Source organism: Duganella sp. GW822-FHT06D06, from assembly GCF_058799615.1.
In genome coordinates this window covers 374,246-392,464 of the sequence record NZ_JBXALQ010000006.1, presented here as the reverse complement: position 1 = coordinate 392,464, position 18,219 = coordinate 374,246, and the positions used below count along the sequence as shown (strand labels likewise).

Annotated in this window: 20 protein-coding genes and 1 tRNA gene; 13 read left to right on the top strand and 8 right to left on the bottom strand. The window is 65.8% G+C overall.

Annotation, left to right across the window (positions count from 1 at the left end):
* Positions 1-77 (top strand) — tRNA-Leu (locus tag AC1RMD_RS14485).
* Positions 78-131: 54 nt separating this feature from the next.
* On the opposite strand, the gene AC1RMD_RS14480 is transcribed toward AC1RMD_RS14485, so the two are convergent.
* Positions 132-980 (bottom strand): NmrA family NAD(P)-binding protein, encoded by an 849-nt coding sequence (locus AC1RMD_RS14480; RefSeq protein ID WP_492927329.1) that lies wholly within the window; start codon positions 978-980, stop codon positions 132-134.
* 124 nt (positions 981-1,104) lie between these two features.
* Here AC1RMD_RS14480 and AC1RMD_RS14475 point away from each other — a divergent pair, with 124 nt between their 5' ends.
* The 10 genes from AC1RMD_RS14475 to AC1RMD_RS14430 all read left to right on the top strand — a co-directional run bounded on the left by AC1RMD_RS14475 (position 1,105) and on the right by AC1RMD_RS14430 (position 11,045).
* Positions 1,105-1,524, top strand: a complete 420-nt coding sequence (locus AC1RMD_RS14475) for a winged helix-turn-helix transcriptional regulator (RefSeq protein WP_492927327.1) — start codon at positions 1,105-1,107, stop codon at positions 1,522-1,524.
* 81 nt (positions 1,525-1,605) lie between these two features.
* Complete coding sequence (locus AC1RMD_RS14470) at positions 1,606-3,801, top strand: ATP-binding protein (protein WP_492927326.1); 2,196 nt, start codon at positions 1,606-1,608, stop codon at positions 3,799-3,801.
* Positions 3,802-3,899: 98 nt separating this feature from the next.
* Complete coding sequence (locus tag AC1RMD_RS14465; RefSeq protein WP_492927324.1) at positions 3,900-5,057, top strand: GGDEF domain-containing protein; 1,158 nt, start codon at positions 3,900-3,902, stop codon at positions 5,055-5,057.
* Between the two features lie 3 nt (positions 5,058-5,060).
* Entirely contained in the window at positions 5,061-5,270 is a 210-nt protein-coding gene (locus tag AC1RMD_RS14460; RefSeq protein WP_492927322.1) for a hypothetical protein, read from the top strand.
* 68 nt (positions 5,271-5,338) lie between these two features.
* Complete coding sequence (locus tag AC1RMD_RS14455) at positions 5,339-5,899, top strand: phasin family protein (protein ID WP_492927320.1); 561 nt, start codon at positions 5,339-5,341, stop codon at positions 5,897-5,899.
* A 60-nt stretch (positions 5,900-5,959) separates the two neighbouring features.
* On the top strand, positions 5,960-6,490 hold the full coding sequence (locus AC1RMD_RS14450) for a hypothetical protein (RefSeq protein WP_492927318.1): 531 nt from the start codon (positions 5,960-5,962) through the stop codon (positions 6,488-6,490).
* Positions 6,487-6,723, top strand: a complete 237-nt coding sequence (locus AC1RMD_RS14445; protein WP_492927316.1) for a hypothetical protein — start codon at positions 6,487-6,489, stop codon at positions 6,721-6,723. The genes AC1RMD_RS14450 and AC1RMD_RS14445 overlap by 4 nt, the downstream gene beginning before the upstream one ends.
* Before the next feature lie 74 nt (positions 6,724-6,797).
* Positions 6,798-8,438, top strand: coding sequence for a VRR-NUC domain-containing protein (locus tag AC1RMD_RS14440; RefSeq protein ID WP_492927314.1), 1,641 nt, complete (start codon positions 6,798-6,800; stop codon positions 8,436-8,438).
* Entirely contained in the window at positions 8,435-10,774 is a 2,340-nt protein-coding gene (locus AC1RMD_RS14435) for an ATP-dependent DNA helicase (protein ID WP_492927312.1), read from the top strand. Before AC1RMD_RS14440 ends, AC1RMD_RS14435 begins: the two co-directional genes overlap by 4 nt.
* Before the next feature lie 70 nt (positions 10,775-10,844).
* On the top strand, positions 10,845-11,045 hold the full coding sequence (locus tag AC1RMD_RS14430) for a hypothetical protein (protein ID WP_492927310.1): 201 nt from the start codon (positions 10,845-10,847) through the stop codon (positions 11,043-11,045).
* On the opposite strand, the gene AC1RMD_RS14425 is transcribed toward AC1RMD_RS14430, so the two are convergent.
* From AC1RMD_RS14425 to trhA, 7 genes are all read right to left on the bottom strand, one after another.
* Positions 11,035-11,772 carry a LytR/AlgR family response regulator transcription factor gene (locus AC1RMD_RS14425; protein ID WP_492927308.1) on the bottom strand — a complete coding sequence of 246 codons (738 nt, stop codon included), beginning with the start codon at positions 11,770-11,772 and terminating at the stop codon, positions 11,035-11,037. The two genes, AC1RMD_RS14430 and AC1RMD_RS14425, sit on opposite strands and share 11 nt — an antisense overlap.
* 3 nt (positions 11,773-11,775) lie before the next feature.
* Positions 11,776-12,855, bottom strand: a complete 1,080-nt coding sequence (locus AC1RMD_RS14420; protein WP_492927306.1) for a sensor histidine kinase — start codon at positions 12,853-12,855, stop codon at positions 11,776-11,778.
* Positions 12,856-12,857: 2 nt separating this feature from the next.
* Positions 12,858-13,577 carry a LiaI-LiaF-like domain-containing protein gene (locus AC1RMD_RS14415; RefSeq protein WP_492927304.1) on the bottom strand — a complete coding sequence of 240 codons (720 nt, stop codon included), beginning with the start codon at positions 13,575-13,577 and terminating at the stop codon, positions 12,858-12,860.
* Positions 13,574-13,951, bottom strand: coding sequence for a LiaF transmembrane domain-containing protein (locus AC1RMD_RS14410; RefSeq protein ID WP_492927303.1), 378 nt, complete (start codon positions 13,949-13,951; stop codon positions 13,574-13,576). Before AC1RMD_RS14410 ends, AC1RMD_RS14415 begins: the two co-directional genes overlap by 4 nt.
* Before the next feature lie 106 nt (positions 13,952-14,057).
* Positions 14,058-14,216, bottom strand: a complete 159-nt coding sequence (locus AC1RMD_RS14405) for a hypothetical protein (protein ID WP_492927301.1) — start codon at positions 14,214-14,216, stop codon at positions 14,058-14,060.
* Between the two features lie 140 nt (positions 14,217-14,356).
* Positions 14,357-15,238 (bottom strand): LysR substrate-binding domain-containing protein, encoded by an 882-nt coding sequence (locus AC1RMD_RS14400; RefSeq protein WP_492927299.1) that lies wholly within the window; start codon positions 15,236-15,238, stop codon positions 14,357-14,359.
* A gap of 40 nt (positions 15,239-15,278) precedes the next feature.
* Positions 15,279-15,896: a PAQR family membrane homeostasis protein TrhA gene (trhA, locus tag AC1RMD_RS14395; protein ID WP_492927297.1), complete on the bottom strand. Its 618-nt coding sequence runs from the start codon at positions 15,894-15,896 to the stop codon at positions 15,279-15,281.
* 277 nt (positions 15,897-16,173) lie between these two features.
* Between trhA and AC1RMD_RS14390 the strand changes: the two genes are divergently transcribed.
* Positions 16,174-16,569, top strand: a complete 396-nt coding sequence (locus tag AC1RMD_RS14390; protein WP_116989816.1) for a BlaI/MecI/CopY family transcriptional regulator — start codon at positions 16,174-16,176, stop codon at positions 16,567-16,569.
* A complete protein-coding gene (locus AC1RMD_RS14385) occupies positions 16,566-18,179 on the top strand; it encodes a peptidoglycan DD-metalloendopeptidase family protein (protein WP_492927295.1) in 1,614 nt (537 codons plus the stop codon). Before AC1RMD_RS14390 ends, AC1RMD_RS14385 begins: the two co-directional genes overlap by 4 nt.
* The last annotated feature ends 40 nt before the right edge of the window (positions 18,180-18,219 follow it).

The window sequence follows — 18,219 nt, the reverse complement described above, 5'->3', positions numbered from 1 at the left end:
GGCGGAATTGGTAGACGCGCATGGTTCAGGTCCATGTGCCGCAAGGTGTGGGGGTTCGAGTCCCTCCGTGGGCACCAAAAATTCCGCAAAAAGCCTCCATCGAGCTGAAAAGCAGGTGGGGGCTTTTTTCATTAGAGCGCCGCTTTGACCGCCTCCACCAGAGTAATCGTCGGATGGCCGATCAAGCGGCCCAGCGTGCCGCTGCGGTCATCCAGCGCGCCCTTGGCGGCCTGCGCATCCGAATCGGCGATCAACTCGGCCAACGGCGCCGGCAGGCCGACACTCAACAGCATCTCGCGATACGCCTGCTGCGGCAGATTGTGGAAAGGGATGTGCTTGCCCGACTGGCGCGACACTTCGTCCGCCAGCTCGCCCAGCGTGAAGCCATGATCCCCCGCCAGCTCGTACACCTGCTCGACCGCCTGCGTGCTGGTCAGCACGGCGGCGGCCGCGTCGGCGTAGTCGGCGCGGGCGGCCGCTGCGATCCGCCCTTCCCCCGCGCCGCCGGCCAGCGCGCCATGCGCCAGCGCCCCGCCCAGGCCGCCCGTGTAGTTTTCCACGTACCAGCCGTTGCGCAGCAAGCTGTATGGCAGGCCGGAGGCGCGCACCGCCGCCTCGGTCTCGCGGTGTTCGGCCGCCAGCGCCAGTGTCGAGGTGTCGGCATGCAGCACGCTGGTATAGGCCAGCAGGCCGGCCTTGGCGCGCACGGCGGCGTCGATGACGTTGCGGTGCTGCGGGCCGCGCTGACCCAGTTCGTTCGACGAGATCAGCAGCACCTTGGTCGCGCCCTGGAAGGCGGCGTCCAGCGAGGCCGGATCGGTGTAGTCGGCGCGCCGCACCTGCACGCCTTGCGCGGCCAGGTCGGAGGCCTTGGCGACATCGCGCACGGCGGCGACGATCTGCGCGGCAGGAATGGTTTTCAGCAGGCGGGCGATCACCAGACGGCCCAGTTGGCCGGTTGCACCAGTAACGATAATCATATTATTCCTTCGAGTAGGCTGCCACGGGGAGGTTTCCGCGCGGTTGGGTCTATAATAGGGTTTATACTTACGAATTGTAAGTACGCACAAATTAGTAAGTACCCCTAACCAGAGGAAGAACCAAATGAGCCAGGCAAAATCCAGCCGTTCCCTGCGCAAGGCGCTGGCCGGCAACCTGGGCGACCCGCGCGCCCACGTGCTGGCGGCCGAATGTCCGTCGCGCATCGTGCTCGGCCACATCACCAGCCGCTGGGGCGTGCTGGTGCTGGTGGTGCTGCTGGACGGCACCCATCGCTTCAGCCAGCTGCGCCGGGAGATCGGCGGCGTCAGCGAGAAGATGCTGGCGCAGACGCTCGATGCGCTGGCCACCGACGGCCTGGTGCTGCGGGTGGCGCATCAAGTGGTGCCGCCGCATGTGGAATACAGCCTGACGCCGCTGGGACGCCAGGCTGCCGAGCGGCTGGAAGTACTGGTCGACTGGATCGAAGACAACTTCCCCTTGATCCGTCAGGCCCAGGAAGAGGCGGCGCTGGCGGCGGCCTAGGCCAGCAGAAAGGCTTGACCCAGCCCGCCCATCCTGTGACACTGGCTGCTATCACGTACTGCGGAGCGGATACCCTCACCCATGCAGCCGTCACTCCCCCACCCGCCCAACCTCGTGTTGATTGCCACCAACACGAACTATGACCTCGCCCTGCTCAGTATCATGCTGGCCCGCCACGGCTTGGGGGTCGAGCTGGTGCGGCGCGGCGACGAGGCGCTGGCGCTGGCCGCTGGCGGCAAGGTCGCGCTGGCGCTGATCGACGTGGCGCTGGCCGGCAGCGCGCGGCTGGAGCTGTGCCTGCGCATGCGCGCCGCCTGCGACGACAAGCTGCCGGTGTTCCTGCTGTCCGGCAGCCCCAGTGCCGAGGAACGCGAGCGCGCGCGCGAAGCCGGCGTCAGCGCCTACCTGCCGCTGTCGTTGCCCACCGAAGACCTCGCTGAACGCGTGCTGCTGGAGCTGAAGGCGATCTCGCCGGCCCCGCCGGCGACCGACATGCCGACCATGGCGACGCTGGAAGTCAACTACCACCACATGCTGTCCGGCTCGCCGGACGCCATCCTGCTGATGCAGCGCGGCAGCAACCGCGTGCTGGACGTCAACCGCCAGACCCGCATCCTGTTCGGCGCCACCGAGACCGAGCTGGTGCAAGCGACCCTGCCATCGCTGTGCCCGGCGCTACAGCCCGACGGCCGCAGCTCGGCCGAAGCGTTCGCCGGCTACGTCGACCAGGTGATGGCGGGCGGGGTCCAGGTGTTCGAGCTGATGGTGCTGCACAGTTCCGGCCGCGGGATCCCGTGCGAACTGCGCATGGTGCCGCTGAACACGCCCGAACACCGGCTGATGCATGTACGCATCGTCGACATCAGCAGCCGCAAGCTGTCCGAGCAACTCCGCGACGGCAAGAACCAGGTGCTGGAAATGATCGCGCGCGGCGCGCCGCTGGCCGACACGCTGGAATGCCTGACCCTGCTGATCGAATCGCAGGCGCCGCCGGTGCTGTGCACGGTGATGCTGGTGGCGCCGGACGGCGTCACGCTGCTGAGCGCCGCCGGCCCCAATCTGCCGGCCGACTACCTGGCGGCCATCCACGGCCTGGCGGCCGGTCCGGTGGCGGGTTCTTGCGGCACCGCCGTCCACCGCAAGCAAACGGTGGTGGTCAGCGACACCTTCAACGATCCGCTGTGGGCGCCGTACAAGGACATCGCGGTCCAGTACGGCCTGCGCGCCTGCTGGGCCATGCCCATCCTGCTCGACCCCGGCACGGTGCTGGGCAGCTTCGCCATGTACTACCGCGAGCCGCGCAGCCCGACCGAGGACGACCGCCGCCTGATCAAGGCCGCCAGCCACCTGGCCGGCATCGCCATCGCCAGCACCCGGCGCGAGGCCGAACTGCTGCGCCACCGCGAACACCTGGAGGAACTGGTGCAGGCCCGGACCGCCGAGCTGCTGCGCGCCAAAGAGGAAGCCGAGCACGTCAACGAAGAGCTGAGCACGGCGCTCGACAACCTCAGTCTGACGCAGGAAGAACTGGTGCGGCGCGACAAGCTGGCGGCGCTGGGCGCGTTGGTGGCCGGCGTGGCCCACGAGCTGAACACGCCGATCGGCAACTGCCTGACCATGGCCGGCAGCATGAGCGAACGCACGGCCGAGCTCCGGCGCGACCTCGATGGTGGACTGCGGCGCTCGGTGCTGGAAAGCTATCTGCAACAGGCGGCCGACGCCGACGCCGTGGTGCTGCGCAACCTGAACCGCGCCGCTTCGCTGGTGGCCGGTTTCCGCCGCATCGCGGTCGACAGCGCCAGCTCGCAGCGCAGCCACTTCGTGCTGGGCGACCTGGTGGCCCAGTTGCTGCAATCGACCCAGGCCGCGATCCAGCAGCATGGACTGGTGTTGGTCGAGGAGATCGAACACTGGCTGGAACTCGACAGCTATCCCGGCCCGCTGGCCCAGGCGCTGGAAAACCTGATCGACAACTGCATCACGCACGGCTTCAACGGCCGCAGCCACGGCACCATCACGATCCGGGCGCTGGACACCGGCAACGGCGAGATCGCCATGTCGATCGGCGACGACGGCGACGGCATCCCGAGCGCCAATCTGACGCGCATCTATGATCCCTTCTTCACCACCCGGCTCGGCGCCGGCGGTTCCGGCCTGGGTTTGTATATTACGCACAACATCGTCACCGGCGTGCTGGGCGGGCACATCGACGTCGTCAGCCAGCTGGGCGCCGGCACCACCTTCACCTTGCGCCTGCCAAGGGTGGCCCCGCTTTGACCCGGCCGCAACAATTTTCCTCCACGCAATTATTGCAGCCGTATAATAGGTTGCACCAGACCGGCAACCAGCCGGCGCCTAGCGGAGAGACCAGTCCTGTGCACCCACATCCTGCCCAGCCTGCGAAAGTGGAAACGGCGACCCTGCGTTGCGAATTCAGCGACGCCACGGCCGAACGCGCGTTCCTGCGCCATCACCTGACCATGACGCAGGCGCAACTGCGCGTGACTTTTGTCTTCTGTTCCCTGTTCTACCTGTGCTTTGCCGCCACCGACGCGATCTGGCTGGGCTACAGCCTGCGCACCGCAGTGCTGGCCGGCGCGCGCCTGCTGGTGGCGGCCGTCGCGCTGGGCGGCCTGATGCTGCTGCGGCGCCGGCCCGATTCCATCCCGGTCACGCGCGGCGTGGCCAGCATGGTCGAGATGGCGGGCGCGGCCGGCTTCCTGCTGATCGCCGCGCTGCGCCCTGGCGAGTTTTCGCTGCACGCGATTTCGATGTCCATCATCGTCATCGTAATCTACATCTACATTCCCAACCGTCTGCTGTACGCGGCCGCGATCGCCGCGCCGGCGACGCTGGGCTTCATCGTGCTGGCCCAGCAACTGGGCGACCTGCGCCGGGTCGAACTGGCCACGATGGCGGCGCTGCTGACGCTGACCAATGTGTTCGGCTACGTGGCCGCGCGCCGCTACCAGTTGCTGCTGCGCGACGAATACAGCGCGCAGACGGTGCTCAAGAACCTGTCGGTGCGCGATCCGCTGACCGGCTGCTACAACCGGCGCCACTTGCACGAGCAGCTGCTGGAGACGGAAATCTCGCGCGCCCAGCGCTACCGGCTGAGTCTGACGGTCATCATGAGCGACCTGGACCACTTCAAGGCGGTCAACGACACCTACGGCCACAACGGCGGCGACGCCGTGCTGCAACGCTTCGGCGCCCTGCTGCAATCGATGACGCGCGACAGCGTCGACAGCGTGGTGCGCTACGGCGGCGAGGAGTTCCTGCTGATCCTGCCGGAGACCGACCTGGACGGCGGCGTCCTGCTGGCCGAGCGCCTGCGCCACGCGCTGGCCGACACCCCGGTCGAGTACGAGGGCCAGCAGATCCACATCACCGCCAGCTTCGGCGTGGCCAGCGTCGATTTCGCGACCTCCACCCACGAAGCCCACCTCAACATGATCGCCTCCGCCGACGAATTGCTGTACGCTGCCAAAAACAGCGGCCGCAACCGCGTCTGCTCACGACAACTGGTTTAGAACATGATCCACATCAAGCGATACACGCTGGCCGCCGCCATGCTGGCCCTGTGCTGCACCAGCCTCAACGCCGGTCCGGCGCCGTGGTACAAGTGGCGCAGCAAGATCGACAACTACCTCAGCTGCTCGCAGACGCCGCTGGGGCCGGGCTGGGAAAGAGACTCCGGCCCTTATAAAGATAGCCGTTGCGAAAAGTTGGTTCTTGCTAAATAATGGGGTCGCAATAACAGGGGGAACCCCGGGGCATTACTGGCTACATTTCATCACTTTGAGGAGACTGTATGTTTACAAATCCCGAACAATTTGCCAACGCCACCAAAGCACTGTTTGAATTTCAGCTTGAAACCTTCAATAGCCTGACCAGCAAAGCCGTACAAGGCGTCGAACAAGTCGTCGCCCTGAACATGGCCACCGCCAAAACCCAGCTGGAAGACGGCCTCGCCACCGGCAAGGAAATCAGCCAGGCGACAGATCCCAAAGCCGCCATGTCGCTGGCCGCCGCCAAGATGCAACCGGGCGTGGCCGGCGCCGCCGCCTACAACCAGCAACTGGGCACCATCATCGCCGAGATCCGCGAAGAATTCACCCGCGCCGCCGACGCTCACATGACCGAAGCCAAGAGCACGCTCAGCGCGCTGATCTACGACGTCACCAAGAACGTGCGTCCCGGATCGGAGAACGCGGTGCAGATCGTCAAGACCGCGATCGACAACGCCTTCAGCGGCTACGAGCAGGTGACCAAGGCCACCAAGCAGGCGGTCGAAGCGGTGGAAACGCAAATCGCCAAGGCCAGCGCCCTGGTCGATCAAAACGACAAACCAGCCAAGGCCGCGAAAAAATAAACCTGTTCAACTCCCCGCACCAGCCAGGCCCACGCGCCTGGCTTTTTATTTTCCAGATCCATGAATCCCGGCCAACAGTTCGACGATCAGAACCTGACCCGCGCAGAGGCCATTCTGCTGGCGCATGAGGTCGCTCGCGACTACTTTCAGGGCGAACTCTATGATCGCCACAACAACCGTTTGCAAGGTATGACACTTGAACGCCAGGCCGGCGAAGTGCTGGATCTCGACGAAGCGACGGTTGGACGCCTGTTCATGATCCCTGACGGCTCCATAGTCTGGGCGCTGAAGGTGGGTGAAAACGCCGATGCCCCAGCTGGCCTGGATGTCCAGTCCACCAATCCCTTTCTCGCCGAGGACGAAACCAACAGCGTGATTGCATTCCGTGACGAGATCGGTCCCGCCATGTGGCTGGATGCGCTATATATTCGCCGGCTCATGCTCGCGCACAACGCACCCGCAGTGGTGCCTGAATGGTGGACAGCGCATGGCACCGGACGACGAATGCAATTCGACCTGACCGCCGGAAGCCGTAGTTGGATCATTCTGCTAAACTATCTGTACGAGGCATTGCAGGAGCAGCAGCCATGACAACCGCAAAAAAAGCCCAAAGCACCAGCTACAAGCTCGAAGCGGCTGTACGCCGCTCCAAACGGGCCGCCATGCATATAGCCCTTGAGCGTGAAGTCCAGCCGACGGATGGCAAGATTCGCGTCGCACTGAGCGGAACTCCCATTCCCCGCGATATGCAGGAATCACTATTCAGCCCTGCGGCAATTAACATCCCGGAATTCAGGTTAGCCCGTAAAAAACTGGGCAAGTGAATTTTGCTGGGCAAGCGACGCCGAACACGATACACTGTACATAAACACAGCTATCGCGGCAGCCCACTCCAGCAATGATCAAAGTTCTAGAAAATCCCTTGTACTACCTGGAAAACTTCCATCAGGTACTGACGTGGATAGGCGACCGCTACGACGACCTGCTGACCGCCGAGGAACGCAACTTCCTCGCCGCCTTCCCCACCCTGCCGCAAGCCTCGCGCGCGCTGTTCGTGCGCATGGTCATGCGCAAGGGCACGGTGTTTCGCGCCAGCAAACTGGCGTATGCCGAGATCGGCAGCACGCATGAGGCGGCCCGTTCGCTGGTGGCGCTGGGCCTGATCGAGGAAGACCCCGCGCTGGACCTGGACCAGCTGTTCGAGCTGCTGCAAAAACCCGAGATCGGCAAGATCTTCCTGCTGCCCCCGCACCTGCGCCAGCTGCGCAAGGCCGACCAGCTGGAAGCGCTGCGCGCGCAGTACGAAGGCGAACACCGCTACTCCGGCTGGTACCAGGGCTCGGGCGACCACTGCTACCGCAACCTGACGCAGGAACTGTGCGACCGCCTGCGGCTTATCTTCTTCGGCAACTACCACCAGGACTGGACCGAGTTCGTGCTGTCCGACCTCGGCATCTACCAGTACGAAAAGGTCGACTTCTCGCCGGCCGCGCGCGGCTTCCGCAGCCGCCGCGACATCGACGATTTTCTCGCGCTGCACCGCTGCTACGAGCGCTTCATCGAAGGCGAAGCGCCGGCCGACGTGATCCGCGACCTGCCGCCCTGCCCGGCCGACAACGAATGGCTGCGCAGCCGCCGCGACAAGCTGACCTTCCAGATCGCCCAGCACCTCGAGAAGCTGGCCGACTGGCCGGCCGCGCACGCGCTTTACGCCGGCTGCAACTACCCGGGCGCCCGCGCGCGCGCCGTGCGCGTGCTGGAAAAGGACGAGCAGCCGCGCGCCGCCTTCGAGCTGCTGCAAGCCGCGCTGCAAGCGCCCGAAAGCGAGGCCGAACGCCAGCAACTGCTGCGCATGCAGCCGCGCCTGGCACGCAAGCTGGGCCACGCCAAACCGGCGCCGCACGCGCCGGCGCAACCGCTGCGCATCGACCTCAGCCTGCCGCCACCGCCGGAACCGAACTACGTCGAATTCGTCGTGCGCGACCACCTGACGCGCGACGACGCCCCGGTCTACTACGTCGAGAACGCGCTGATCAACTCGCTGTTCGGCCTGCTGTGCTGGGACGCCGTGTTCAGCCCGATACCGGGCGCCTTCTTCCATCCCTACCACCGCGGCCCGGCCGACCTGCACAGCGCCGATTTCCAGCGCCGCCGCGCGCAGCAGTTCGCCGCCGCGCTGGCGCAGCTCGACAGCGACCAATACCGCGCCACGATACGCGCCAACTTCGCCGCCAAGGCCGGCATCCAGTCGCCCTTTGTCTACTGGGAAACGCTGGACCCGGCGCTGCTCGACCTGGCGCTGGACTGCATCCCGGCGCTGCACCTGAAGCGCGCCTTCGAGCGCATCCTGGCCGACATCAAGGCCAACCGCAGCGGCTTCCCCGACCTGATCCAGTTCTGGCCGGCCGAGCGCCGCTACAACATGATCGAAGTCAAAGGCCCGGGCGACCGCCTGCAGGACAACCAGCTGCGCTGGATCGACTACTGCGCCACGCACGACATGCCGATCGCGGTCTGCTACCTGCAATGGGCCGCATGAGCACACTGCCCCGGTACACCATCGCCGTGCGCGCGCTGTGCGAGTTCACCGCCAAGACCGGCGACCTCGACCTGCGCTTCACGCCCTCGCCGACGGCGCAGGAAGGCATCGCCGGCCACGCCATCGTCACGGCGCGGCGCGACGACGATTACCAGACCGAGGTGGCGCTGTCCGGCGATTTCGGCCCGCTGCGCGTGCGCGGCCGCGCCGACGGCTACGACCCGCGCGCCCGGCGCCTGGAGGAAATCAAGACCTATCGCGGCGACCTGAAAAAGATGCCGGACAACCAGCGCCAGCTGCACTGGGCGCAGGTCAAGGTCTACGGCCACCTGCTGTGCGCCGAGCAGGGCTTGGACCAGGTCAAACTGGCGTTGGTCTACTTCGACATCGGCAGCCAGAAGGAAACCGTGCTGCAGGAAGAGCACACGGCCGCCGGCCTGCAAGCCTGGTTCGAACAACAATGCACGCTGTTCCTGCAATGGGCGCGGCAGGAGATGGCGCACCGCGCCGAGCGCGACCTGCAACTGAAGGCGATGCGCTTTCCGCATGCGGACTTCCGCCCCGGCCAGCGCCAGCTGGCCGAAGCGATGTACAAAGCCAGCAAGCGCGGCGTGTGCCTGCTGGCGCAGGCGCCGACCGGCATCGGCAAGACCGTCGGCAGCCTGTTCCCCATGCTCAAAGCCAGCGCCGAACACGGCGTCGACAAGCTGTTCTTCCTGGCCGCGAAAACCTCGGGCCGGCAGATGGCGCTGGACGCGGTCGACGTGATCCGCGGCGGCGCGCCGCTGCTGCCCTTGCGCACGCTGGAGATGGCGTCCAAGGCCAGCGCCTGCGTCAACCCGGACCAGGCCTGCCACGGCGATTCCTGCCCGCTGGCCAGGGGTTTCTACGACCGCCTGCCGGCCGCGCGCCAGGCCGCGCTGGACATCATGCTGCCGCCCGCGTCCGCCGACGCCGCCCCCACCCTGCTCGCGCTGGACCGCGACACGCTGCGCGCGGTCGCGCTGGCGCACGAGGTCTGCCCCTACTACCTGAGCAGCGAGATGGCGCGCTGGTGCGACATCGTCATCGGCGACTACAACTACTACTTCGACCTCAGCGCCATGCTGCACAGCCTGACGCTGCTGAACAACTGGAAGGTCAACGTGCTGGTGGACGAGGCCCACAATATGGTTTCGCGCGCGCGCAAGATGTATTCGGCCGACATGGAGCACGCCGCGCTGCGCCTGCTGCGCAAGCTGGTCCCGGAAGAATTGAAGAAACCGCTGGACCGCGTGCACCGCCAGTGGAACCAGCTGGAAAAAGACCAGTCCGCCGAGTACCAGTCCTACGCCGCGCTGCCGGAAAAATTCATGGGCGCGCTGCAGACGGCAGCCACCGCCATCTCCGACTACCTGGCCGACCATCCGTCGTATGTCGATGCGGATCTGCAGGCCTTTTATTTCAACGCGCTGCTGTTCGCGCGGCTGGCCGAGAGCTTCGGCGACCATGCGCTGTTCGATATCGAAAAGTCGGCAGGCGCGCGCGCCAGCCATTCCAACTCCGTGCTGTGCCTGCGCAATATCGTGCCGGCGCCCTTCCTCAAGCCGCGCTTCGAGAGCAGCCACAGCACCGCGCTGTTCTCGGCCACGCTCAGTCCCTGGAACTACTTCGGCGACATGCTCGGCATGCCCGAGACCACGGCCTGGGTCGACGTCGAATCGCCGTTCGTGGCCGAGCAGTTGTCGGTGCAGGTGGCCGCGCACATTTCCACGCGCTACCAGCACCGCCAGCAATCGCTGCGGCCGATCGCCGAGCTGATGGGCGGGCAGTACCGCCGCCAGCCGGGCAACTACCTGGCCTTCTTCAGCAGCTTCGACTACATGGACAAGGCCGCCAGCCAGTTCGCCGAGCGCTATCCCGAGGTGCCGGTGTGGCGCCAGTCGCGCCGCATGGACGAGGCGGAGCGCGCGCAGTTCCTGGCCCGCTTCACGCTCGACAGCGAGGGCATAGGCTTCGCCGTGCTGGGCGGCTCCTTCGGCGAGGGCGTCGATTTGCCGGGCGCGCGCCTGATCGGCGCCTTTGTCGCCACACTGGGCCTGCCGCAGATCAACCCGGTCAACGAGCAGATCCGCCAGCGCATGGACGCCATCTTCGGCGCCGGCTACGACTACACCTACACCTTCCCCGGCATGCAGAAAGTGGTGCAGGCGGCCGGCCGCGTGATCCGCACCCAATCGGACCGCGGCACCGTCTACCTGATCGACGACCGCTTCGGCCGTCCCGAAATACAACAGCTGATGCCGGCCTGGTGGCGCATCGATGTGGCGGGCGCCGAATCGCCGCCGCCACGATGATAGCAATATGCAATCAACGTTGACTTGCATGTCTGCTATATTGGCTTGAACGCTGTACCGGGAAACCGACATGAGACCACGGGAAGACACGCGCCTGTCAAAGGCCATACAACAAGCCGTCGTCATCGACGCCACCAAGGGCGCGGCCTATGCCTGGGCTTATCTTTCCTCGTTTGAAGTCCCCCACGGCACCATTTTGCGGGTGCTCTCCGGCGCCCGCAAGCGGCGCGAATCCGACCCGCTGCCGGAACGGCAAGTGACTACTGAATGACCGCGCGGATCTTCTGGTAGCCGCTGCGGCTGACCGGCACCTTGCCGCCGTCCTTGAGGATGGCGACATAGCTGTCCTTGGTGGCCTGCTCGATGCGGTCCACGTAGGCGATGTTGACGATCCATGAGCGATGGATGCGCAGGAACTGTTGCGCGTCCAGCTGCTCCTCCAGCTCCGCCATGCGCTGGTTCTTCAGGTAGGACTTGCCCTCCGAGCGGATCTGCACGTAGTCGTCCTGCGCCTCGATGACCTCGATCCTGTCGCTGTTGAGGACGTGGACCTTGGCGCCGTCGCGTATCAGCACGCGGCCCAGCGGCTTGTTGCGGCCGGCCGCCTCGCGCACCATGCCCGCCAGCGCGCTATCTGCCTCCGGCTTGCCAAGGTTGGCGCGCGCATGCGCCAGCGCCTGGTCGAAGCGCTGCTGGCTGAAAGGCTTGAGCAGGTAGTCGAGCGCATGGAACTCGAAGGCCTTGATCGCGTACTGGTCGAAGGCGGTGGCGAAGATGTAGCGGGTCTTGCCGCCCGCCAGCTCGGCCACTTCGAAGCCGTCCAGCTTGGGCATCTGGATATCCAGGAACACCAGGTCCGGCGCCAGCTCGGTGATCGCCTTGACCGCCTCGAAGCCATTGGCGCATTCGGCCAGCACTTCCACATCCGGATGCTCGGCCAGGTACTCGCGCACCACGCCGCGCGCCAGCATTTCATCGTCGACGATAATCACACGCATGCTCTACTCTCCCTGTTCGCCTGTTTGCGCGGGCATCGCGATGTCCACGCCAAAGCTGTTGTCGATACGTCCCCAGTGGATGCTGGCTTCGTGTTTGTAGGCGCCGGACAAACGCTGGCGCACATTGCTCAAGCCGATGCCGTGGCCGTCGTTGCGGAGGGACGCCATGTCGGCGTCGACCGGATTGTCGACGCGGATGTGCAGCATCGAACCGGCGCGCCGCGCCGTCACCCGTATCGTGCCGCCGTCCGGCATATTGCAGATGCCGTGCTTGACGGCGTTCTCCACCAGCGGCTGGATGATCATCGGCGGCACCAGGCACGCGGCCGCCTGGTCCTCGACCAGCTCCTCCACCTGCAAGCGCGCGCCGAAGCGCACCTGCTCGATCGCCAGGAAGTGGCGTATCAACCGCATCTCCTCGCCCAGCGTGACTTTTTTATGCGCCTCCATGCCCAGGCTCTGGCGGAAGAAGCTGGCCAGTTCCAGCGTCATGCGGCGCGCCGCCCTCGGGTCCTGCGAGGTCAGCGCGCTGATCGAATTGAGGCTGTTGAACAGGAAGTGCGGATCGATCTGCGTGCGCAGCATGCGCAGCTCGGCCTCCTGCGCCATCAGCAGCGATTCCAGCTCGCGCTGCTCGGCGCCCTTGGCGCGCACGAATTCGATCACCAGGTAGTGCACCGCCGCCGCGAAGCCGTACAGCAGGATGCCCAGGCCGACGATCAGCGCCGACAACTGCGGGCTGAACGCGATGCCGGCCCACGGCACGTCGAGCATCAGGCAGGCGCCGTTCCAGGCGCGCCCCACCGTCAGCCACAGGAAGCCCGACACCACCGCCGCCACCGTCAGCACCAGCGCGGTGGCGCCGGGCCGGCGGCCGCCCAACGGATAGGCGCGGCACAGGTAGTAGGACGAATACCCCGCCGCGAACGCGTACACCAGGTTCAGCGGAATCGCGAACATCATGGCGTTGGCGGCCGGCGCGTCGTTCGCCAGCGAGATCACACCGCCCAGCGCGATCCCCAGGAACAGCCACACCAGCAGGTAGATGGTGATGCCGCGCCGGCTGGAGGAAATCTCCTGCATGCCTAGTTACGCACTTCCAGGCCGCCCATGATGGCGTAGCCGCGCACGATCAGGCGCTTGTTCGGCGTGGCGGGAGGCACGGTCTTTTCTTCGAAGCCGCCCATGATGGGCGTGCCTTGCAGGACCACGGTCCAGTCGATCGGCACCTTGATGGTGATCCCGCCGAACATCGAGAACACGTTCAGCACCGCCTCGCCGTTGATCGAACTTTGACGCAGGTCCAGGTCGCAGCCGCCCATCAGCGTGGTGACTTCGCCGCCGCGGAAGTCCGGCGACGTGATGCGGCGCTTGAAGCCGCCCATGACGGCCGTGATGTTGACGACGGCGTCGTCGCTGGCCGTGTCCGGCAGCTCGCCGCGCGGCTCGAACAGCCAGCGGCTGTTGGGGGAGCGGAACACCACCGACAGGCCGGCGGCGATCAGCAGCACCGGCCACAGCGAGCGCCAGCTGATGGAGATGAAGCCGGTTTCCTTCAGCAGCATCATGCCGCCGACCAGTATCAGCGCGCCGCCGACGATGGCGCCGGACGGCGAGCGGGTTTGCAGCACCTTGAGGATGCCGAAGAAGATCAGCGCGGTCGGCCACAGATGCAGCGTAAACTCCAGGTCCAGCCAGCCCAGGTTATCGAGCAGGAAGATCATGCCGATCGCCACCACGAACAGGCCGACGACCATCTGCGAGGCCGGATTTTTTTGACGTTTGTCGTTCATTTTGTCGCTCATTTCGGCTCCCGGGTCGCTGCGAAGATATTGTCCAGCAAAGGGCGCAGCAGCATGCCGACGCCGGTGGCCACCACCAGCGCGGGCCAGGTTTCGCCGAAGCCCCAGCCCCAGATGTGGTTGAACGAGACGTACCACCAGCCGGCGAAGAAGATCTCCCACAGGCCGCTGAGGAAGTAGCGCGGCGTGGTCGGCGGGATGATTTTGGTGAGGCCGGAGATGACCAGCAGCCAAGGCCACCAGCGCCAGAAGTTCATCAGGTTGAAATCGAATTCGACGATGCCGGCGCGGTCCAGCAGCAGCACGCAGCCGGCGATGATCAAGCCGGTGCCCCAGACGATTTGCTGGCGCCAGCGGTAGGCTGTGTTAATACTCATGTCAGTCCCCCAAGTCGGTATGGATGTAACAATACCGGGGAACGGCTGGCGGGGAAACCGCTATTCGGCGAACGGCGGAAATGGTGCGGTGAACGGCGAAAAGGGATCAGGAGCGGCCGTTGCCGACCTTGGCTTCAAACATCTGCAGGCCCCAGCCCAGCTGGCGCCGGATCTCTTCCGGCGTAGGCGGCGGCTGGACATCATGCGAGCGGCGCTGCAGGTAGGCGCGCACCAGAAACTTCGAGGGGTGAGTAGTCTGCGACATGATGGCCTCCCGGCGGCGACGCATTGTTGGTGCCGATACTTGAGGCTATCGGCTCACCTGCTGCCTGGTTTCCCAAGCACGCAAGGCCAGTGTAGCGCCGCACCGGAGTGCCATCTGTACGGCGCCGCACACTGCTTGCGTCACAGCTTTTGCTGCAGGAACTCCAGGAAACAGCTGATGCGCTGGGCCAGCTGCGTGTTGCGATAGTAGACCGCGTGGATCTGCTGGCAGTAGCCGGTGTTGGCGTCCACCAGGATCGGCACCAGGCGGCCCGCTTCGATGTCGGCGCGGGTCATGAAGTCCGCCAGGCAGACCACGCCCTGGCCGGTCAGCGCCAGCTGGCGCAGCGTCTCGCCGCTGGAGGCGGCGATCGACGGCGTGATCGGCAGGCTGTTGCCGGCCGCATGGCGCAGCGGCCAGTTGTTGCCCTGCTCGTACTGGGCGAAGCCGATCAGCGAATGGCGCGCCAGGTCTTGCGGGGTTTCCGGCGTGCCGTGGCGGCGCAGGTAGTCCGGGCTGGCCAGCACGTGCAACGGGCTCGAAGTGAGCGCGCGCGCATGCAGCGTCGAATCGGTCAGCGCGCCGATGCGGATGGCGATATCGGTGCGGTGCTCGATCAGATCGGTGATCTGGTCGTTGCTGCTCAACTCCAGCTTGATCTCCGGGTACAAGGCGCGGAACTCGGCCATGTGCGGCACCACGCAATGCAGCATGAAGGGCGACGCGGCGTCCACGCACAGGCGTCCGGCTGGCTTTTGGCGGCGGATGCGGATCGACTCCTCGGCTTCTTCCATGGCGCCGAGGATGGCGCGCGCGCGTTCGAGGAACAGGTGTCCCTCTTCGGTCAGTTCCATGCGGCGCGTGGTGCGCGTCAGCAGCGACGTCGCCAGCTTGTCCTCCAGCCGCGACAGCGCGCGGCTGACGCCGGACGTGGTCTGGCCGAGGTGGACCGACGCGGCACTGAGGGTGCCGCTGTCGATCACGGTGATAAATGTTTTCAGGTCGTCGGAATTAATATCCACTGGTGCTCTACTCTCGAAATCCAACAGTTGTACAGGTGCTTCACGCTACATACAGCAAGACCGCGCCGAAATGGCAAGCGCTGCCGCCCAGCACAAACAAGTGCCAGACGCCGTGGCCGTAGCTCCATTTGTGGTCGGTGACAAAGAAGGCGATGCCCACCGTGTACACCACGCCACCGGCCGCCAGCCAGGCGAATCCGCTCCAGCCCAGCGCGTCGATCAGCGGGCTGGCGCCGATCACGCCGACCCAGCCCATCGCCACGTAAATGAGCAGCGACAGGACGCGCGCGCCCTTGGCAAACCAGATTTCCTGCAAAATGCCGATCAGTGCCAGGCCCCAGACCACGCCGAACAGCGACCAGCCCCACGGCCCACGCAGGCTGACCAGCGTGAACGGCGTGTAGCTGCCGGCGATGAGCAGGTAGATGGCGCAGTAATCCATCTGCCGCAGCACATCCTTGGCGCGGCCGCGCAGGCTGTGGTACAGCGTCGACGTCAGATACAGCCCCAGCAGCGTGGCGGCATAAACGCTGAAACTCACCACTTTCCAGGCGTCGCCGCTGCGCGCCGCCAGCACAATCAGCAAGGTGCCGCCGATTGCCGCGAGCGCGGCGCCCACGGTGTGAGTGATGCTGTTGAAGCGCTCTCCGTAATACATATGTGTTTCCAATACTGTGAGGCAGCGGCGGAAAGCTGCGGCCCCAGGCATTGTATAGCGCATTGCATAACGGTGCTGCCGGTTACAAGCAAGCCCCCGCGCCACGCCACCCCGCGCCTTGTTCCGCACGACCGTACACAATTGGCAATTAGCAAAAACTTAATCGTAACATATAGAGAATTAATATAAAGCAATGTTACAAATTTTTAGACAACAGATTGACTGGTGTGCGACATGTGTCGCATAATCATCCCATCTGTCGCAAAGAGGCCCAGCCATGTCCACGTCCATCCCCATCCCGTCCGTCAGCGAGCTGACCTTGTTAAAAGCACTATGGAAACAGCAGCCGTTGAGCGCGCGCGAGCTGCACGACGCCGTCGCCGAAGAGCTGGGCTGGTCGTTCTCCTCCACCCGCAAGACGCTGGACCGCATGCTCGACAAGCAGATGCTGGCCCAGCACACGGCGCACGGCGTCAACGTCTACAGCGCGCGGCTGGAAAAGGTCGGCACGCTGGCCGCCTTCGCCCGCGATTTCGGCACCCGCGTGATGGAAATGGCGGCGCCGCTGCCGGTCACCATGTTCACCGGCAGCAAGCTGGTGGACCAGGCTGAGTTGGCTCAACTGGAGCAGATGCTGCAGGATTGGCCATCCGACGAGGCCGGCAAGCCATGATGCTGGCCTATGTGATGCTGTTCAAATGGATGCTGGCCAGCGTCAGCTGCCTGCTGGCGGGCGCGCTGGTGTGGGCGCTGCTGGCGGTCGCGCTGCGCTGCTGGCCTGCCTTGCTGCCGCGGCGCGCGGTCTGGCTGGCGGCGCAAGCGGTGACGGCAGGCGCCGCGCTGCTGGCGTTGCTGCCGCACAGCGCGCAGCACAGCCTGGCGCCGACCGTGACGCTGAGCGCGGCCGAATCGTCGGCCATCCGCGCCGGATTGCCGGCGCTGGCGGGGCCGGTGCAGGAGCGCGCGTCCGCCGCCGACGCAACGGAGCCGGATGCCAGCGCCGGCGATCTCGACCTGCCCCCGCTCGCCCTGCTCCTGCCCGCGCTGTGGACGGTGGTGTATGCGGCCGGCCTGGCGTGGATGCTGGCCCGCCGGCTGCGTGCGCGGCGCGTCTGGCGCGGCTTGCTGGCCGCTTCGCAGCGCCTGTCGCCGCAAGACTTGCTGGCGCACGGCGCCTTCGACAGCGCCCAGCTGGCGGACATCGCCCGCCACCGCCTGGCGGTGATGGAAACCGACGCCGCCATTTCGCCGATGCTGGTCGGCGTGCGGCGCCCGGTGCTGCTGCTGCCGCGCCACCTGCGCGCTTTCAGCGCCGAGCAGCAGCACATGGTCATCGCCCACGAGCTACACCACTGGCGCGCATGCGATCCGCTGTGCCTGGGCGTGGCGAGCTTGCTGCAAACGGTGTTCTGGTTCAATCCGGCGCTGCGCTGGATGAACGGCAAGATGGAATGGGCGCTGGAGCTGATCTGCGACCAGCGCGTTCTGGCGGGCCGTCCGCAGCAACAGCGCAAGCAATACGCCGTTGCCCTGCTGCTGCAATGGAAAGCGCAAACGGCCGCCATGCCGACCGGCGGCGTGGCCTTCGGCGGCATCGATGGCGCCACCGCCGCCGCGCGTATCCGCCAGATGCAGCAGGCAGCGCTGCCAGTGCTAAGCAGCGCGGTTGCCTGGAGCGTCGCCGCGTTGATGGTCGCCGTGCTGGCAGGCGGCGCCATGCTGCAACCGGCGCTGGCCTTCAACACCGGCCAGCAACCGTACATCGTGCCAGTGCCAGCCCCCGCGCAGGTCGCGCCCTCGCCCGCCGATCCGCCGCCAACGGCAACGGCCACCGAAGCCGCCTGGCGCTACCCGCTGGACAAGATGCGCATCACCGGTCTGTTCGGCGTGCGCCGCACCGTGGTCGTGACACCGCACAAAGGCATCGACATCGCTGCGCCGAGCGGCACGCCGGTGCATGCGGTGGCCGGCGGCGTGGTCGTCAGCGCCGGCGTGCTGGTCGAGAACGCCGGCCGCTACGGCAAAACGGTAATCCTCCAGCACGGCGCACAGCGCACCCTGTACGCCCACCTGACCAGCATGAACGTCAGAGCCGGCGCCACGGTGGCAGCCGGGCAGCAGATCGGCACCGTCGGCGAGACCGGTTTCGCCACCGGCCCGCACCTGCACTTCGAGGTCCGGCAGGACGAGCAATTCATCAACCCGGCCACCAAGCTGGCCAACCTGGACGCCTACACCACCAAACGCGCCTTGCGCATGCGCCAACAGCAGCAAGGCTACTAACCCTTAGCCACCGAAGTCCGCCAAGCCGCAGCCCCCACGC

Excerpts from the sequence above, each read along its gene's own strand:
- AC1RMD_RS14410 (WP_492927303.1), bottom strand. The coding sequence starts at position 13,951 with ATGAGTATTAACACAGCCTACCGCTGGCGCCAGCAAATCGTCTGGGGC.
- AC1RMD_RS14430 (WP_492927310.1), top strand. The coding sequence starts at position 10,845 with ATGAGACCACGGGAAGACACGCGCCTGTCAAAGGCCATACAACAAGCC.
- AC1RMD_RS14445 (WP_492927316.1), top strand. The coding sequence starts at position 6,487 with ATGACAACCGCAAAAAAAGCCCAAAGCACCAGCTACAAGCTCGAAGCG.
- AC1RMD_RS14425 (WP_492927308.1), bottom strand. The coding sequence starts at position 11,772 with ATGCGTGTGATTATCGTCGACGATGAAATGCTGGCGCGCGGCGTGGTG.
- AC1RMD_RS14475 (WP_492927327.1), top strand. The coding sequence starts at position 1,105 with ATGAGCCAGGCAAAATCCAGCCGTTCCCTGCGCAAGGCGCTGGCCGGC.
- AC1RMD_RS14440 (WP_492927314.1), top strand. The coding sequence starts at position 6,798 with ATGATCAAAGTTCTAGAAAATCCCTTGTACTACCTGGAAAACTTCCAT.
- AC1RMD_RS14460 (WP_492927322.1), top strand. The coding sequence starts at position 5,061 with ATGATCCACATCAAGCGATACACGCTGGCCGCCGCCATGCTGGCCCTG.
- AC1RMD_RS14385 (WP_492927295.1), top strand. The coding sequence starts at position 16,566 with ATGATGCTGGCCTATGTGATGCTGTTCAAATGGATGCTGGCCAGCGTC.
- AC1RMD_RS14415 (WP_492927304.1), bottom strand. The coding sequence starts at position 13,577 with ATGAGCGACAAAATGAACGACAAACGTCAAAAAAATCCGGCCTCGCAG.
- AC1RMD_RS14450 (WP_492927318.1), top strand. The coding sequence starts at position 5,960 with ATGAATCCCGGCCAACAGTTCGACGATCAGAACCTGACCCGCGCAGAG.
- AC1RMD_RS14420 (WP_492927306.1), bottom strand. The coding sequence starts at position 12,855 with ATGCAGGAGATTTCCTCCAGCCGGCGCGGCATCACCATCTACCTGCTG.
- AC1RMD_RS14480 (WP_492927329.1), bottom strand. The coding sequence starts at position 980 with ATGATTATCGTTACTGGTGCAACCGGCCAACTGGGCCGTCTGGTGATC.
- AC1RMD_RS14405 (WP_492927301.1), bottom strand. The coding sequence starts at position 14,216 with ATGTCGCAGACTACTCACCCCTCGAAGTTTCTGGTGCGCGCCTACCTG.
- AC1RMD_RS14455 (WP_492927320.1), top strand. The coding sequence starts at position 5,339 with ATGTTTACAAATCCCGAACAATTTGCCAACGCCACCAAAGCACTGTTT.
- AC1RMD_RS14470 (WP_492927326.1), top strand. The coding sequence starts at position 1,606 with ATGCAGCCGTCACTCCCCCACCCGCCCAACCTCGTGTTGATTGCCACC.
- trhA (WP_492927297.1), bottom strand. The coding sequence starts at position 15,896 with ATGTATTACGGAGAGCGCTTCAACAGCATCACTCACACCGTGGGCGCC.
- AC1RMD_RS14435 (WP_492927312.1), top strand. The coding sequence starts at position 8,435 with ATGAGCACACTGCCCCGGTACACCATCGCCGTGCGCGCGCTGTGCGAG.
- AC1RMD_RS14390 (WP_116989816.1), top strand. The coding sequence starts at position 16,174 with ATGTCCACGTCCATCCCCATCCCGTCCGTCAGCGAGCTGACCTTGTTA.